Source organism: Bacillus sp. IS1 (genome assembly GCF_032461585.1).
Taxonomy (GTDB): Bacteria; Bacillota; Bacilli; order Bacillales; family Bacillaceae; genus Bacillus; species Bacillus velezensis.
Genome location: NZ_JAWCWR010000004.1, coordinates 119,786 through 136,573 on the forward strand (window position 1 = coordinate 119,786; position 16,788 = coordinate 136,573).

At 46.8% G+C, this 16,788-nt stretch carries 13 protein-coding genes; 11 read left to right on the plus strand and 2 right to left on the minus strand.

What is annotated here, in order from left to right; genetic code table 11:
• Positions 1-31 precede the first annotated feature (31 nt).
• The 11 genes from RUW00_RS15965 (at position 32) to RUW00_RS16015 (ending at position 13,955) form a co-directional block, all read left to right on the plus strand.
• Positions 32-3,214: a bifunctional cytochrome P450/NADPH--P450 reductase gene (locus RUW00_RS15965; RefSeq protein ID WP_280144927.1), complete on the plus strand. Its 3,183-nt coding sequence runs from the start codon at positions 32-34 to the stop codon at positions 3,212-3,214.
• A gap of 477 nt (positions 3,215-3,691) precedes the next feature.
• Positions 3,692-4,285, plus strand: coding sequence for a hypothetical protein (locus RUW00_RS15970; protein ID WP_014417145.1), 594 nt, complete (start codon positions 3,692-3,694; stop codon positions 4,283-4,285).
• Positions 4,278-4,589, plus strand: a complete 312-nt coding sequence (locus tag RUW00_RS15975; RefSeq protein ID WP_014417146.1) for a winged helix-turn-helix domain-containing protein — start codon at positions 4,278-4,280, stop codon at positions 4,587-4,589. The genes RUW00_RS15970 and RUW00_RS15975 overlap by 8 nt, the downstream gene beginning before the upstream one ends.
• On the plus strand, positions 4,590-5,480 hold the full coding sequence (locus RUW00_RS15980; protein WP_061581492.1) for an ABC transporter ATP-binding protein: 891 nt from the start codon (positions 4,590-4,592) through the stop codon (positions 5,478-5,480).
• 14 nt (positions 5,481-5,494) lie between these two features.
• A complete protein-coding gene (locus RUW00_RS15985; protein ID WP_025649922.1) occupies positions 5,495-6,235 on the plus strand; it encodes an ABC transporter permease in 741 nt (246 codons plus the stop codon).
• A 757-nt stretch (positions 6,236-6,992) separates the two neighbouring features.
• Positions 6,993-8,921 (plus strand): lipoteichoic acid synthase, encoded by a 1,929-nt coding sequence (ltaS, locus tag RUW00_RS15990; protein ID WP_014417149.1) that lies wholly within the window; start codon positions 6,993-6,995, stop codon positions 8,919-8,921.
• Positions 8,922-9,136: 215 nt separating this feature from the next.
• On the plus strand, positions 9,137-9,901 hold the full coding sequence (gene rfbF, locus RUW00_RS15995) for a glucose-1-phosphate cytidylyltransferase (protein WP_014417150.1): 765 nt from the start codon (positions 9,137-9,139) through the stop codon (positions 9,899-9,901).
• A gap of 6 nt (positions 9,902-9,907) precedes the next feature.
• On the plus strand, positions 9,908-10,876 hold the full coding sequence (locus RUW00_RS16000) for a GDP-mannose 4,6-dehydratase (protein WP_012117042.1): 969 nt from the start codon (positions 9,908-9,910) through the stop codon (positions 10,874-10,876).
• 24 nt (positions 10,877-10,900) lie between these two features.
• Positions 10,901-11,812, plus strand: coding sequence for a putative nucleotide-diphospho-sugar transferase (locus RUW00_RS16005; protein ID WP_014417151.1), 912 nt, complete (start codon positions 10,901-10,903; stop codon positions 11,810-11,812).
• 28 nt (positions 11,813-11,840) lie between these two features.
• Entirely contained in the window at positions 11,841-13,001 is a 1,161-nt protein-coding gene (locus RUW00_RS16010) for a glycosyltransferase family 2 protein (RefSeq protein ID WP_014417152.1), read from the plus strand.
• 15 nt (positions 13,002-13,016) lie between these two features.
• Positions 13,017-13,955, plus strand: a complete 939-nt coding sequence (locus RUW00_RS16015) for a putative nucleotide-diphospho-sugar transferase (RefSeq protein WP_014417153.1) — start codon at positions 13,017-13,019, stop codon at positions 13,953-13,955.
• A 29-nt stretch (positions 13,956-13,984) separates the two neighbouring features.
• Here the strand turns inward: RUW00_RS16015 and RUW00_RS16020 are convergent, their stop codons facing one another.
• Positions 13,985-15,214 carry an MFS transporter gene (locus tag RUW00_RS16020; protein WP_014417154.1) on the minus strand — a complete coding sequence of 410 codons (1,230 nt, stop codon included), beginning with the start codon at positions 15,212-15,214 and terminating at the stop codon, positions 13,985-13,987.
• A 117-nt stretch (positions 15,215-15,331) separates the two neighbouring features.
• Complete coding sequence (gene bcaP / locus RUW00_RS16025) at positions 15,332-16,717, minus strand: branched-chain amino acid transporter BcaP (RefSeq protein ID WP_021495147.1); 1,386 nt, start codon at positions 16,715-16,717, stop codon at positions 15,332-15,334.
• Positions 16,718-16,788: the final 71 nt, after the last annotated feature.

Sequence of the window (16,788 nt, forward strand, 5' to 3'; positions counted from 1 at the left end):
ACGCATCAAGGTGTTAGAAAGGGTGTTATTCATGAAGGAAACAGGTCCGATTCCGCAGCCGAAGACATTCGGCCCGCTCGGCAATCTTCCTTTGCTTGATAAAGACAAGCCTACAATGTCGCTTATCAAACTGGCAAACGAGCAGGGGCCTATTTTTCAGCTGCATACGCCGGCGGGCGCCATTATCGTCGTGTCCGGCCATGAACTGGTGAAAGAGGTTTGTGATGAAGAGCGGTTCGATAAAAGCATTGAAGGGGCTTTAGAGAAAGTCCGGGCGTTTTCCGGTGACGGGCTGTTTACAAGCTGGACGCATGAGCCTAACTGGCGAAAGGCGCATAATATTCTGATGCCGACCTTCAGCCAGCGCGCGATGAAAGATTATCATTCGATGATGACTGATATCGCGGTGCAGCTGATTCAAAAATGGGCTAGGCTGAACCCGGATGAGGCCGTTGATGTGCCTGCTGATATGACCCGCCTGACGCTCGATACGATCGGGCTTTGCGGCTTTAACTATCGGTTTAACAGCTATTACAGGGAAACGCCTCATCCGTTTATCAACAGCATGGTGCGCGCCCTTGATGAAGCGATGCACCAAATGCAGCGCCTTGATGTTCAGGATAAGCTCATGATCAGGACGAAGCGCCAATTTCATCATGACATTCAGGCGATGTTTTCGTTAGTAGACAGTATTATCGCAGAGCGCCGGTCAGGCGGCCGGGATGAAAAGGATCTGCTGGCCAGAATGCTGAATGTGGAAGACCCGGAAACGGGCGAAAAACTTGATGATGAAAATATCCGGTTTCAAATCATCACGTTTTTAATTGCCGGCCACGAAACGACCAGCGGCCTGCTTTCCTTTGCCATTTATATTCTGCTGAAACATCCCCGTGTTTTGGAAAAAGCCTATGAGGAAGCCGATCGGGTATTGACCGATCCCGTTCCTTCATATAAACAAGTGCTGGATCTTACTTATATCCGAATGATTTTGCAGGAGTCATTGCGCTTATGGCCGACCGCGCCTGCGTTCAGCCTTTATGCGAAAGAGGATACGGTGATCGGCGGGAAATATCCGATCACGCCGAAAGACAGAATTTCCGTCTTAATTCCCCAGCTTCACCGTGATAAAGACGCGTGGGGAGACAATGCGGAGGAATTTTATCCGGAGCGGTTTGAACATCCTGATCAAGTGCCTCACCATGCGTACAAGCCGTTCGGAAACGGTCAGAGGGCATGTATCGGTATGCAGTTCGCCCTGCATGAAGCAACTCTTGTTCTGGGGATGATTCTGCAGCATTTTACCTTTATCGATCACACCGATTATGAGCTCGATATTAAACAGACGCTAACGATCAAGCCCGGCGACTTTCATATCCGGGTGCGGCCGAGAAACAAAGGAGCCGTTGCGGCAGCCCTCCCGGCGGCTGAAAAAGCGGCGGGAGACGTCGAAAAAGAAAAACGGGAAACAAAAGGCGCATCCATTATCGGGCTTGATAACCGACCGCTTCTGATTTTGTACGGCTCAGATACGGGAACCGCAGAAGGCGTGGCGCGGGAGCTTGCCGATACTGCCGGGATGCACGGCGTCCGGACTGAAACGGCGCCTTTAAATGACCGGATCGGAAAACTGCCGAAAGAAGGGGCTCTCTTGATCATTACGTCCTCTTATAACGGAAAGCCTCCGAGCAACGCGGGACAATTCGTTCAATGGCTTGAAGAAGTCAAACCCGGGGAGCTGGAAGGCGTCCGATATGCCGTCTTCGGCTGCGGTGATCATAACTGGGCGGCGACATATCAGGCCGTGCCGAGGCTTATTGATGAGAAGCTTGCCGAAAAAGGGGCGGAACGCTTTTCCTCCCGAGGCGAGGGGGACGTCAGCGGCGATTTTGAAGGAAAGCTTGATGAATGGAAAAAAAGCATGTGGACGGACGCCATGAAGGCATTCGGTCTCAAGCTGAATGAAAATGCCGAAAAAGAGCGGAGTGCGCTGGGGCTTCAATTTGTCAGCGGGCTTGGCGGGTCCCCTTTGGCACAGACGTATGAAGCGGTTTACGCATCCGTTGCGGAAAACAGGGAACTTCAGGCGCCGGAAAGCGGCCGGAGCACAAGGCATATCGAAATCACTCTGCCGAAAGAGGCTGCCTATCATGAAGGGGATCATCTCGGCGTGCTGCCGGTAAACAGCAAAGAGCAGGTCAGCCGTGTTCTCCGCCGGTTCAATCTGAATGGGAATGATCAAGTGCTGCTGACGGCCAGCGGACAGAGCGCGGCTCATCTCCCGCTCGATCGGCCGGTCAGGCTGCATGATCTTCTGAGCAGCTGTGTCGAATTGCAGGAAGCGGCATCAAGGGCTCAAATCCGGGAAATGGCCGCTTATACGGTCTGCCCGCCGCACAAACGGGAATTGGAAGATTTTCTTGAGGAGGGCGTCTATCAGGAGAAAATCTTAACATTGCGCGTCTCGATGCTCGATCTCCTTGAAAAATATGAAGCGTGTGAACTTCCGTTTGAGCGATTTCTGGAGCTTTTGCGCCCGCTGAAGCCGCGGTATTATTCGATTTCAAGTTCGCCTCGGAAACATCCCGGGCAGGCCTCAATTACCGTCGGCGTCGTTCGCGGCCCCGCCCGGAGCGGTTTGGGTGAGTATCGCGGAGTCGCTTCGAATTATTTAGCGGATCGCGGCCCTGAGGATGGTATCGTGATGTTTGTCCGCACTCCGGAAACACGATTCCGGCTGCCGGAAGATCCGGAAAAACCGATTATTATGGTCGGTCCCGGCACAGGAGTCGCCCCGTTCCGCGGATTTCTGCAGGCCCGGGCGGCGTTAAAAAAAGAAGGAAAAGAGCTGGGGGAGGCTCATCTGTATTTCGGATGCAGAAACGATCATGATTTTATTTACCGTGACGAGCTTGAAGCTTATGAAAAAGACGGAATCGTGACGCTTCATACGGCTTTCTCCCGCAAAGAAGGCGTACCGAAAACGTATGTGCAGCACTTAATGGCGAAAGACGCCGGCACTTTAATTTCCATCCTCGGCCGGGGAGGGCACCTCTACGTATGCGGCGACGGCAGCAAAATGGCGCCCGATGTAGAGGCAACGCTGCAAAAAGCGTATCAGTCGGTCCACGAAACAGACGAACGGCAAGCGCAAGAATGGCTTTTGGACCTCCAGACAAAAGGCATTTACGCAAAAGATGTTTGGGCGGGGATTTGAGCGATTTGATGAAAAGGACTGGATGACTCCAGTCCTTTTTCCTTCAATAAAATGAATTGCTTTCCAATCGATATACATTCGGTTTGTCCGCCACCTGGTCAAGATGTCTTCCCTGCTTGACTCCCGGACCTTCTATTTTGGTCATTTCTAAAATCTGCAGAAATTGTCATCAGAAGTGTGTCTTTAAAAGCTTTACCGCATGTTCCTCCGTTAAGCCAGAAATTCAGACAGCCATTGCATGCTATTAATTGATCATTTCATTTTGGTTGGAGATAAACTTGCTTTGTTGTTTTTTATTTGCATGTTTATATAAAATGACGTCTCGGCTGTATTGGAGGCATACCGGCACAAGAGTCCCATCTGCTGTTTCCAGGACTAAATAGTTGCGCCTATTTTGGATAAAACCTCTTTACAAATATATGGAATTAGAATATACTCTGTTCCACAAAGTACTTTGCGAAAAGAGGAGCCTGCCTTATGTCAAATCAGAATTTTCGTGAATCAGAGATAGCCGAAAACTTATCTCATATCAAGGTCTTGACGAACTACAAGACTGAGTACTCAAGGCAAACCAGTCCATATTTCATTATTTGGGGCTGTATATGGATTATTGCGTATTCCGTTTCTTTATGTAAGGTACCTTCTGTAGTCCTCGCTTGTGTCTGGTTTATACTGGCAATAGTAGGGTGGATACTGACTTTGAAGACATATCTTAAGCAGAAACAATTTGATCCCATGCCCACTTTCTTAAAGAATCAATTAAAATATGCATGGATTGGATTCATATTAGTGATATGCATTTTTGTTTTTCTGATTTTAATGGGGTTATTGCCGCGAACAGGAGAATTTCTATCGTTTTTGATCGTTTTAATGGTGTCTATTATGTACATATTCTTAGGCATCGTGTTAACAAAAGAGATTTTTGTTATGGGATTTTGGCTGAGCATACTCGGTATGCTTACATTCTGCTTATTTCCTGATGCAATGAATATTGTTTTTGCATTTATTGGCGGAGGCAGCCTATTACTTACAGGAATGATTTTGAAAAGAAAAGGGCAAGGAAATGAGTAATGTTAATAATATCAATGATTTAATACATGCCAAAGTACGGTTGGGAATTATGAGTTTATTGATGACTTATGATCAATGTGATTTTACTTTCCTGAAAAAGTCATTAGACATCACAGATGGTAATTTAGGTTCGCATCTGAAAAAGTTAGAAGATGCAGCTTATATAGAACTAACCAAGAAGTTCGTATCCAAAAAGCCGAAGACTATTGTTCAGATTACGAAAGAAGGGAAAGCAGCCTACAAGGAGTACATTAATACAATTGAATCCATATTTAAGATGAATAACAGCGGGGGAATGGTGTAAATGCTGCAAGTTGAACATATAAGTAAGCGCTATGGCACGACTCTGGCTTTGGACAATGTGGCTTTAACAATTCCGAAAGGAGTCTGCTATGGACTTGTTGGACCGAACGGATCCGGTAAATCTACCTTAATTAAGATCATCTCGCGCATCATCCGGGAATATGACGGTAAGGTTGAATTTGTCGGCAATGAAAATGGCAGACTGGGTTATGTTCCACAGGATATCAGCCTTGAAGAAAAATTAACTGCAAAGACCAATATGGAGTTTTTCGGAAAGGTGCATGGGCTGAATGGCTTGAAACTAAAGCAAACAACAAAAAAACTGTTAGAAGATATCGGGTTGTCAGAAAGGGCAAACGACGTTGTGGAGAACTTTTCCGGAGGAATGAAGCGCCGTTTAAATATCGGGTGTGCATTAATGCACGATCCAGACTTAATTATTCTAGATGAGCCGACGGTAGGCGTGGATCCGCAATCACGCCGCTACATTTTTAACATCGTAAATCGACTCAAAAAAGCCGGTAAAACCATTATTTATGTGAGTCATTACATGGAAGAGATTGAAACTCTTTGTGACTATGTAGCTTTTATCGACAGAGGGCAGATTATCGATGAAGGAGAAATAAATGAACTGCTTAAACGACATGAAGAATCATCTATTATGTTTAACTCCTCATTGTCTCATGAATTAATAAAGAGCCATGGTTTTGAGTTTTCAGTCGTTAATTCAGGGCTGATAATAAAAACCCAAGAACCTTTAGAAACCATGGAGCGCTTAATTAGGATCAGTAAGGAAAACAATATTGTGCCTCATCAGTTGTTTTTATATAAGCCAAAATTAGAAGATGTATTCTTTAAACTTACCGGCACTGATTTGCGTGATGAAGAATAAAGGGGGAATTTATCATGTTACCGCTCGCTCAAATTGAAACGCTAAAACAGTTAAAGGATAAGTCTCTGTTTTTTTGGACCATTATATTACCCATTGTGTCCATCATATTGCTGATTGAGCTATTTACGACAGACAGTACAAACAAAACTTTGGTAGCTTCACAATCCGTAACCGGTATGAGTGTATTCTTTTCAACATTCATTATTATCTCCATCGTTATAAGTTTTGTAAAGGATCGGGAAAAAGGAATTGTATCAAGACTGGCAAGTACCCCTTTAAAGCCTTATAACTTCTTCTTAGGAAAAAGCACCCCTTTTTTAGTCATAACTTTTATGCAAATTCTTCTCCTTTCCGTTCTGGGAATATTTCTGTATGATATTGAAATTAATAATTTTCCGGCGTATATGTGGGTTGTTGTATTGATATCTTTACTGGTTACATCCTGGGGAGTTGCCATTTCAGTCTTTGCAAAGACTGAAAATACCGGCTTGGTCATGACAAATGTGATTGCATTAGGTACCGCTGTTGTATGTGGTTTATGGACCCCTTATGATCAATTGCCAAGCTATCTTCAAACCATTGGAATGCTTTTTCCGCAGTACTGGGCGCATCAAGGGTTAATTCAATCGGTCTCGACGATATCGGGAGGAGAAAGTCTAATATGGGTAACCCTTGTTGTACTGAGCTATACAATACTGGGATTTATAGTTTCTCTAATTGGATACCGGCATTACATTAAAATGGCGAGAAATTAGACCGTTGAAGAATGGGTCATTAAAACGCAGCTGGGACTAAAAGGAGAGCGGGAAATGATAAGTGAAAAACTAAAACTGTATGTCGAGGCTCTATTTAAAAAGTATGAAAAAAACTCGTTATTGAACAGAAAAAAACGGAGCTAATTCCTTTATTGGCGGGTTTGATGAAACCAGTTCACAATTTTTTTCGCTAATGAGAAACAGAAATTTGCAAGACGCGTTAAGGACCGGTGTTGGAGAACAGTTTAAGCAGTCACAAATGCCAGCTCTGCTGCATGGTTGGATTATAAAAAACAAAAGGTAAACGTGAAGAAAGCATTTTTGTATATCTTTAGGGACAGGTAAAGGACTGGATGACTCCAGTCCTTTTTTTACATCAGCCAAAAAAACCTTCAAGTTTTTCAACCCCTTTGCATACAATAACTTCAGCCCGCCTGTTGGGCGGCTGTCTTTGATATTCATTTTTCGTTTTTAGAAGTTTGTGTTATTCTTATATTTGGTATCTCCTATTTTCAGACCGGGTCTGAATACGGTACCTTTTAATGCCAGAAAAAATGTGAAACGAAGAACGGATATCCTGCGTCTAATGGCTGGCGGGATAAGATGTTCAATGGGCATGACACGAATGATAAATATATCGTTTTTTAAAATGGTGTGTTTATGGGGCTGTGTGATGCTTTCGTTTTGCTCGGAAAGCAGGAATTGAAGCAAAAAGTAAGAATACAGATTTAAAGTGTTTAGGAAAGTAGAGGTTGCCATGAAGAAATTATTTTCTTACAGACTTAGTTTTTTTGTACTGGCTATTATTTTGTTTTGGGCCAAAACGTATTTAGCCTATCATGCTGAATTCAACCTTGGGGTGAAGGGTCCGACGCAGCAGTTTCTGCTTGTGATCAATCCGTTCTCAAGCGCCATTTTCTTTTTAGGACTGGCATTGTTTGCGAAAGGCCGCAAATCAGCGATTATCATGGTGATTATTGATTTCATCATGACGTTTATTTTGTATGCAAATATCCTATTCTATCGATTCTTCGATGATTTCTTGACATTCCCTAACTTAAAGCAGTCCGGTAATGTCGGAAATATGGGAGACGGCATCTTCAGCATTATGTCCGGCCATGATATTTTATACTTTGTTGATATTATTATTTTAATCGCGCTTCTGGTGTGGAGACGTGAGCTGAAGGAATTCAAGTTGAAAAAACGGTATACGTCATTAATTATCGTGACGGGTATTGTTTTGTTCTTCGTGAACCTGGCGATTGCCGAAGAGGACCGCCCGGAGCTGCTGACAAGAACGTTTGACCGCAATTACATTGTAAAATACTTAGGCCTTTATAATTACACGATTTATGACGGCGTGCAGACGGCGCAGACGGAATCACAGCGGGCATATGCCAGCAGCGATGACCTGACGAGCGTTGAAAACTACACATCCTCGCATTATGCGAAGCCGAACGCCGAGTATTTCGGCAAGGCCAAAGGCAAAAACATTATTAAGATTCACTTGGAAAGTTTCCAAACGTTTTTGATCAACTACAAACTTGACGGAAAAGAAGTCACGCCGTTCCTGAATAAACTCGCCCGCGGCGGAGAGGACATGACGTACTTTGATAACTTTTTCCACCAAACGGGCCAAGGTAAAACATCTGACGCCGAGCTGATGATGGATAACAGCCTGTTCGGACTGCCTGAAGGGTCAGCCTTCGTGACAAAAGGGGAAAACACGTATCAATCGCTTCCTGCCATCCTTAACCAAAGTGAGGGCTATACAAGCGCCGTTTTACACGGTGACTACAAATCATTCTGGAACCGTGACCAGATATACAAACATATCGGCTACGATAAATTCTTTGACGCCAGCACATACGATATGTCTGATGACAACCTTGTCAATTTGGGGCTGAAGGATAAACCATTCTTCAAAGAATCCATTCCGAAGCTTCAATCGCTGAAACAGCCGTTCTATGCGCATTTGCTCACGCTGACGAACCATTATCCGTTTACGCTTGATGAAAAAGACGCAACGATCGAAAAAGCGAAAACGGGCGACGCGACTGTGGATGACTATTTCCAGACGGCGCGTTATCTCGACGAGGCGCTTGAACAGTTCTTTAAAGATCTGAAGTCATCCGGTTTATATGACAACTCGGTGATTATGCTTTACGGAGACCACTACGGAATCTCTGAAAACCATAACCGCGCGATGAAAGAAATTCTCGGCAAAGAAATTACGCCTTATCAAAACGCGCAGAATCAGCGTGTGCCGCTTATGATTCGCATCCCCGGCAAAAAAGGCGGGGTGAACCATACGTACGGCGGTGAAATGGACGTTGTGCCGACGATCCTTCACTTGGAAGGCATCGATTCTAGGAAATATATTAATTTCGGCACCGATCTCTTCTCGAAAGACCATGATGATACGGTGGCGTTCCGTAACGGAGATTACGTCACGCCGAAATATACTTCCATCTCCAATGTCGTATACGATACGAAGACAGGAAAAGAACTGAAAGGCAATCAGGAAACGAAAAACCTGAAAGCCAGAGTCACAGAGCAGCTGAAGCTGTCTGACAGCGTGATGTACAAAGACCTGCTCAGATTCCACAAATTGAGCGACTTTACGCCGGTTGATCCGTCTAAATATCATTACGGCAAAGAAAAGCTGAATCAGGATAATAAATAATAGAAAGAGCCTTACGGAATTTCCGTAAGGCTCTTTTTTTGTGTGTATCTTCACCAATCTGAAAAAAGAGAGAGCTTTTGGTCACAAAGGGCGCCAATCTCTCATATCTTACAGTAGATTTTGAAACCGGTGATAGAGAATCGGACAAATTATCGGGTTGGTTTCTCTTATACGGGCGGTTTCGAATCCAATATTCACAGAGAAGAGGGGTAGAGATGAAAGCAGTCATTCTCTGCGGCGGAAAAGGAACGAGAATGAGCGAAATCACCAATGAACGTCCCAAACCGCTCGCCATGATAGGCGGCAAACCGATTCTATGGCATATTATGAAACTCTATCAATACTATGGCGTGAACGAATTTATCCTGCTTCTTGGTTTCAAAGGAGAGATGATTAAGGAATATTTCTTAGATTATGACTGGAAGAATCACAGCATGACGCTGGACAGCTCTACCGGAGAAGTGCGGATATTGGGAAAATCCGAGCCGTGGAAAATCACTTTTTTAGACACGGGGGAACACACGCAGACAGCGGGGCGGCTTTTACAGGCGAAGGACATCATCGGTGATGAAACCTTTCTTATGACGTACGGGGACGGACTGGCCAACATCAACCTGTTTCATCTGATCAGCTATCATCAATCAAAAGGGGCTGCGGCAACCGTCACCGGTATAGAAAAGACCTCGCAATTCGGAACGCTGACGGTTGAAGACGGTATGGCGAAAAGCTTTTCTGAAAAAACCTCAAGTGAAGGCATCATCAACGGCGGATTTTTCGTGCTCAGCCCGAAGGTATTTGATTATCTGCCGAAAGACAGGGACGTCATGTTTGAAGAAGAACCGCTGAAGGAGCTGGCGAAGGACGGCGAATTGGCGGTATACCGGCATTACGGTTTCTGGACGGCGATCGATACGTATAAAAACCTGCTGGAAATCAACAAGATGTGGGACCGGGGACAACATGTATGGAAGGTATGGTGATCAAGTTTGAGTTTCTGGAAAAATAAAAATGTGTTTGTGACGGGATGTACAGGTCTTTTAGGAAGCTGCTTGGTGAAGGAACTGATCGATCAGGGGGCCAATGTGACGGGACTTGTCCGTGACACTGTGCCCAAGTCGAACCTGTATCAGGGAGAACAAGTGAAGCAAATGAATATCGTGCAGGGCGCGCTTGAGGATCTGGATGTGATTGAGCGGGCGCTGGGCGAATATGAAATTGACACGGTCTTTCATTTAGCCGCTCAGGCGATCGTCGGCGTCGCAAACCGCAATCCGATTTCCACATTTGAAGCCAATATTCTCGGCACATGGAACATCCTTGAAGCGTGCCGCAGGCATCCGCTCATCAAGCGGGTGATCGTCGCGTCCAGTGATAAAGCGTACGGCGACCAGCCGACACTGCCGTACGATGAAAACATGCCTCTTCAGGGCAAACATCCGTATGACGTATCAAAAAGCTGTGCCGATTTGTTAAGCCACACATATTTTAATACGTACGGACTTCCGGTCTGTATTACGCGCTGCGGCAACTTGTACGGCGGCGGAGATTTGAACTTCAACCGGATTATTCCGCAGACGATTCAGCTCGTGCTGAACGGTGAAGCGCCGGAAATCCGCAGCGACGGCACATTTATCCGTGATTATTTTTACATCGAGGATGCGGTCGAGGCATACCTTTTGCTGGCGGAAAAGATGGAGGAGCTCAATCTTGCGGGAGAAGCGTTCAACTTCAGCAATGAGATTCAGCTGACGGTGCTGGAGCTTGTAGAAAAAATTCTTAAGGCCATGGACAGTGACCTCAAGCCGAAAGTGCTCAACCAGGGAAGCCATGAAATCAAGCACCAATATTTATCGGCGGAAAAGGCGAGGAAGCTTCTGAATTGGACGCCCGCGCATACCATTGATGAAGGATTGGAAAAAACGATCGAATGGTATAAAGCCTTTTTTCAAAAGTAACAGAAACAGAGGTGAGAGAAAGACGTGACAAGCGCATATTGCACAGTTTTATCAAAAGGAAGGCTGTATCAGGCCATCGCTTTGTTCGGCTCATTGAAAGCGGTTCAGGCGGACGCCCCCATTTTTACTTTGTGTATGGATCAAGACACCTATGACGTGCTTCAGGCAATGCGGCCGGATAATGTCACCTTGATTCAGGTGTCCGCACTGGAAAATGAGGAGCTCCTTGAACTGAAGCGGACGAGGGATCAGAGCGAATACTGCTGGACGGTGAAGCCGGTATTTCTCGAATTCGTGCTGGACGGACATCCGGAATTAGAGCGTGTCACGTACATTGATGCCGATTTGTTTTTCTTCGCTGATCCGCGCGCGATTTTTGACAATCAGCCGGATTGTTCGGTGCTTCTGTCACGGGGCGATATCGTCATTCCCTCATTTGAAAAACAGGAAATCGACATGCTGCAGCGTCTTTTAGGCCGGTATAATTCCGGTTTTCTCAGCTTCAAAACCGACAGTGCCGGCACAGATTGTCTCAGATGGTGGAAAGAACGCTGCCTTGAGGAATGCAAAAATGCGCCGGGCGAAGGAAAATTCGGAGATCAAGGCTACTTGGATTACATGTCCGGCCTGTTCCCGAACGTGTGTGACATCACCACGCCCGGCGTGAATATCGGCCATTGGAATTACGGCCGCCACACGTTTTCATGGAAGGACGGGCGTCTTGTGCTCGAAGACGGAAGTCCGCTGATTTTCTATCATTTCAGCGGATACCGGATCGTCACAGCCGGCGACATTCGGCAGATTCATGAGACGGACCGGACCGACCTGCCGTTTGTCCATCAGCTTTACCAGGACATTCTGAAGCGGGTGATCGGGACGGTCAGCGCCGTCTGCCCGGAGTTCAGCGGCTTTGCATCTGAGGATGATAACAAATAAATGATCATATACAGGAAGTGAACGAAAAGTGAAGGCAAGCGTCATTGTTCCCGCATATAATTCCAAGGAGAGGCTTTATAACAGCCTGCTGTCCCTGAATGAACAGGAATGCACAGAGCCGTTCGAAGTGATTGTGGCTGACAACGGTTCGGAAGACGGAACCTTATCCATGCTTGAATCATTCAGCGCGAATTTCCCGCTGATTTTTGTGAGAATTAAAGAAAACAGAGGGATCGCTTACGGCCGGAATCAGGCGGTCCGCAATGCCAGAGGCGATATTTTGATCTTCCATGACAGCGACATGCTTGCCGAAAAGGATTTGGTGGCGAAGCATATTAAGGCTCATGAGAACCGGGACGATCTTGTCGTATGCGGTATGTTCTGGAAGCGGATTTACAGCTTTTATTATGACCGTTTTGAAAAAGAGCATAAGGAAAAACTCGCCGAACTGTATGAAGAGCTGCCGGGCGATAAAGAGCCGCTCCTTGAAGAAGGTGACATCAGAGACGGAAGTTTTCTTGACCAATGCTTTGATTTAGATACCGACTTTATCCGTGTGCTGAAAAGCATTTTGGAAAAATATGGAGATGATTTGAACGGCTACCGTCTGCCGTGGCGTTTTTTCATTACGAACAATTCGTCAGTCAAGAGACAGCACGTGGCAGATCTCGGCCTGTTTGATGAAGGCATTGTCAGATACGGCTTTGAAGATTATGATCTCGGCATCAGGCTTCATCAGTCGGGAATGAGATTTCAGCTGCGGCGCGATATCATGAGCGTCCATCAGGAGCATCCGAGCAACTGCGCTTCCGTTGATGACATCAGGGCGAACATCGCGTACATGTGCGACAAGTACAATGACATTCATTCGCTTGACGTGCACCTCGCGTTTAACGGCCCGTTTGACGCGGAGTTAACCAACAGCATGATGGCAGACATCGAAGTGCTGCTTGATTATGAGAAATATGAAAGCCTGCTGCACATTTTTCTCGAACTGCTGCACGCGGTTAAAGACCGCAACCTCGACCCGGACTGGAAGACGAAAAGCCCGCGGATCACGGCGAACAGCTTCAATCTGCCGGAGGTCGGAAAGCTTTTGGCAAAAGCGGAAAAAAAGCTGGGCGTCACGCACTTTGCAAGGGCGTTCAAAGCGCTGGCTGCTGATTTACTGCATGTGGATCTTAAATAAATTGGATGTGATATGGTGAGTAAATATCATTTTTCAACCATTGTTTCCAGAACGCATATCTTTAAACTGATGCCGATGATTCATTCTCTCCATGAGCATTGCCGGGATTTTCATCTGTATGTGCTGTGTGTCGACCAGAAGGCGTATGAATTGCTTCAGCAGGTGCCGTGGGAACATGTCACGGCGGTTCAGCTCCATGAAATGGAGGACCCGGAGCTGCTTGAAGCAAAGGGCGGCCGGACGTTTCATGAATATTGCTGGACGCTGAAGCCGGCATTTCTGTTCCATGTGATGACGGAGTATGATGAAGCTGAATATTTTGCCCACTTGGACACCGATCTCTTTTTCTTCTCAGATGCGGGCGAGCTGTTTGCGGAAAAGCCGGATGCTTCCCTTTTTCTGACGGATCACCGCAATTCAGAACGGTTTGCGTCTTATTACAAGCTGACAGGGCAGTACAACACCGGGTTTGTCGGCGCGCGGAATACCGGGGAAGCGTATCGGGCGGTCTGGCAGTGGAGACAGGATTGCATCTCCTATTGTACGGTGGAGATGAATGAAGAAAAAAAGACATACGGTGACCAAAGGTATGTTGAAAAGTGGCCCGCGCAGTTTGAACACGTTCATGTCACGGAGTCGATCGGCGCGAATGCGGCGCTGTGGAATATTGAGCAATATGACGTCAGCCTGCGCGACGGGGCTGTATATGTCAATGACACCCCGCTGATTTTTTATCATTTTTCAGGCTTTACGCTCGTCACGGAGAACGAATTCAATCTGTGCTGGTACTATCACATTGATGACGAGGCGACAGTCAATATGATTTACGTGCCGTACATCAAAAACGTGAAAAAATGGATTGATGAAATTCAAAAAGCATTTCCCGATTTCAGAGACGGGTTTATTCCGAAATATGCGGTTCCTGACACCCATTTTTATACGGTTGAAACATAAAATCCCTGCCTTTTCGGCAGGGATTGTTTTTATGAATGCCATTCTTTTAATGTTTTGTCGCTCGGCAGGACAAAGGCGAGCAGACCTAAAACGGGCAGAAAGGCGACGGCTGTCATGGTCGGCGTCAATCCCGCTGAATCAATAAGAGCTCCGAGCGCAACGGCTCCGATCGCGCCCATTCCGAAGGCGAGCCCGACCGTAAGCCCTGACATCGTTCCGATTTTGCCTGGAACAAGCTCCTGCGCGTAGACAACCGTCACGGAGAAGCTGGACATCAGAACAACACCAATCAGCGCCAGTACGCCATAGGCGATGACAGGCCCCGCAAACGGAAGAAAAATCGTCAATGGAGCCGATGCTATCATCGAAACGATGATGACGTTCCGCTTTCCGAAACGGTCTGCAAGCGGCCCGCCGAGAAACGTTCCGACTGCTCCGAAAAATAAAAAGACGAAGATGTAGCTCTGTGCCTGCTGAATGCTGACATGATAGGCATTCATCGCATAGAACGTATAAAAGTTGCCGATCGCGCTCACATACCAGGAGCGCGCGAAAATTAAGAAGATAATCATGATAAGGGCGAGAATAATCGGTTTTGTAATCACGGTCTGCACAGCGGCGGCCGGTGATTTTTTACTTACGGCGCGCAAATGAATAAGGCGGCCTTTATACCATTTGGCGATATAAATGAGAAACAGCACAGCGATTGCGGCGACAAGCGTGAACCAGACAGAGCCGAATTGACCGAGCGGAACGAGAATCAGCGCGGTAATCAAGGGCGCCATCGCCTGGCCGGTATTTCCTCCGACTTGGTAAATCGATTGCGCCAAGCCGCGCTTTTCGCCGGCGGCCATGTAGGCGACACGCGATCCTTCAGGATGAAAGACGGCGGAGCCAAGGCCGATAAAAAAGACACAGCATAAAATCGTCAGAAAAGACGGGGCGAACGCGAGACCTAAAATGCCGAGCATGCTTGCGGTGAGTCCGAGCGGCAAAGCATACGGCATCGGGCGTTTATCCGTATACCAGCCGATGACGGGCTGCATCACGGAAGACACCATATTCAGCGTAAAGGCGATCATTCCGAGCTGCGTAAATGTAAGATTCATGGAACGTTCCAAAATCGGAAACATCGCCGGAATCACCGCTTGCAGTGAATCGTTCAGCAGATGACAAATCCCGATAATGAACAAAATAGAATACATGGTTGTCTCGGGACGATGGACAGGTTTTTCTTTAAGCGGGGCGGCAATTGCCAAAGTGATTCTCCTCCTTTTTATGTAAACGAAGCATACACCATATTATTCATAAGGTGAATGAATTATCAAGTGCAAAAAAGGCTCTTCTTTCTCAAACAGAAAAAAGAGCCTCCCTTTTTATTTATTTAACAAACTGTGTTTTCTCGAATACATCATATAAACGACGATCCCGGCGGCGATCCAGATGACAAAGGCGAGCCATGTCACGCCCGGCAGGCTGCTTGCGAGATACAGGCATAAGCATGCGCTGATAATCGGCACAACAGGCACGAAAGGAACACGGAAGGAAGATTTGATCTCCGGATGTTTCTTTCTTAAAACGATGACGGCGATCGCAATGACCGTAAAGGCCGCCAAGGTTCCCATGTTGACGAGATGCGCCAAGGTTCCCAGATCAATAAAACCCGCGATCCCGGCGGCAGCGATCCCCGTCACCCATGTGTTTTGAAACGGTGTTTTAAAACGCGGGTGAACCTTGGAAAACATGCGTGGCAAAAGGCCGTCTCTGCTCATCGCAAATGTAAGGCGCACCTGAGCGTAAAGCAGAGCGAGCATGACCGTTGTAATCCCGATAATCGCGCCGACAGAAATAATGCCTGCTATCTTGTTCTGGCCGACAAATTGAAGCGCGAAAGATACCGGATCTCCGACATTCAGCTTGGTGTACGAAAGCATTCCCGTCAGGACGAGCGATACCGTAATGTAAAGGATGGTGCAGATGGCGAGCGCGCCGATGATTCCGACCGGCATTGATTTCTGCGGGTTTTTCACTTCTTCCGACGCGTTTGACACGGCATCAAATCCGAGATACGCGAAGAAAACGGTCGCGGCGCTCGTGATGACGCCTTTCATTCCGAACGGCATAAACGGCGACCAGTTTTCCGGTTTCACGTAGCCGAAACCGACAATGATAAACAGCAGAATGATCGCAATTTTCATCAATACAATGACATTGTTAAAGCGGGTGCTTTCTTTCACACCCCTTGAAACAATCGCGGTAATGACCAAAATAATGATAACGGCCGGCAGGTTGAACCCGGCACCCGTTTTGCTGCCGGGTGCGGCGGTCAGCGCCTCCGGAAGATGCAGCCCGAAGCCTGCAAGAAGCGACTGGAAATAGGATGACCAGCCGGTTGCGACGGCGGCGAGCGCGATGACATATTCAAGCATTAAGTCCCATCCGATTAAAAACGCGAGACACTCCCCGAGAGTGACATATGAATACGTATATACGCTGCCTGAAATCGGAATGGATGAAGAAAATTCCGCATAACAAAACGCGGCGAGCGCGCAGGCAAGGCCCGCGAGCACAAACGACAGAATCAAAGCCGGTCCTGCGCCTGTCGCGGCCACAGTCCCGGTAATCACAAAAATCCCCGTGCCGACAACACAGCCGATTCCGAGCAAAACCAAGTCAAAAGCGCTTAACGAGCGGGACAGGCTGGTCTGTTTGCTCTGGGCCTTTAAGTCGGCCAGCGGCTTTTTCCGAAATAGTAAAGACATATGGGTCCTCCTGAAAATTCATAATATTCTCATCATTATATACACTGTCGTTTGTATTATATTGTCGAAAT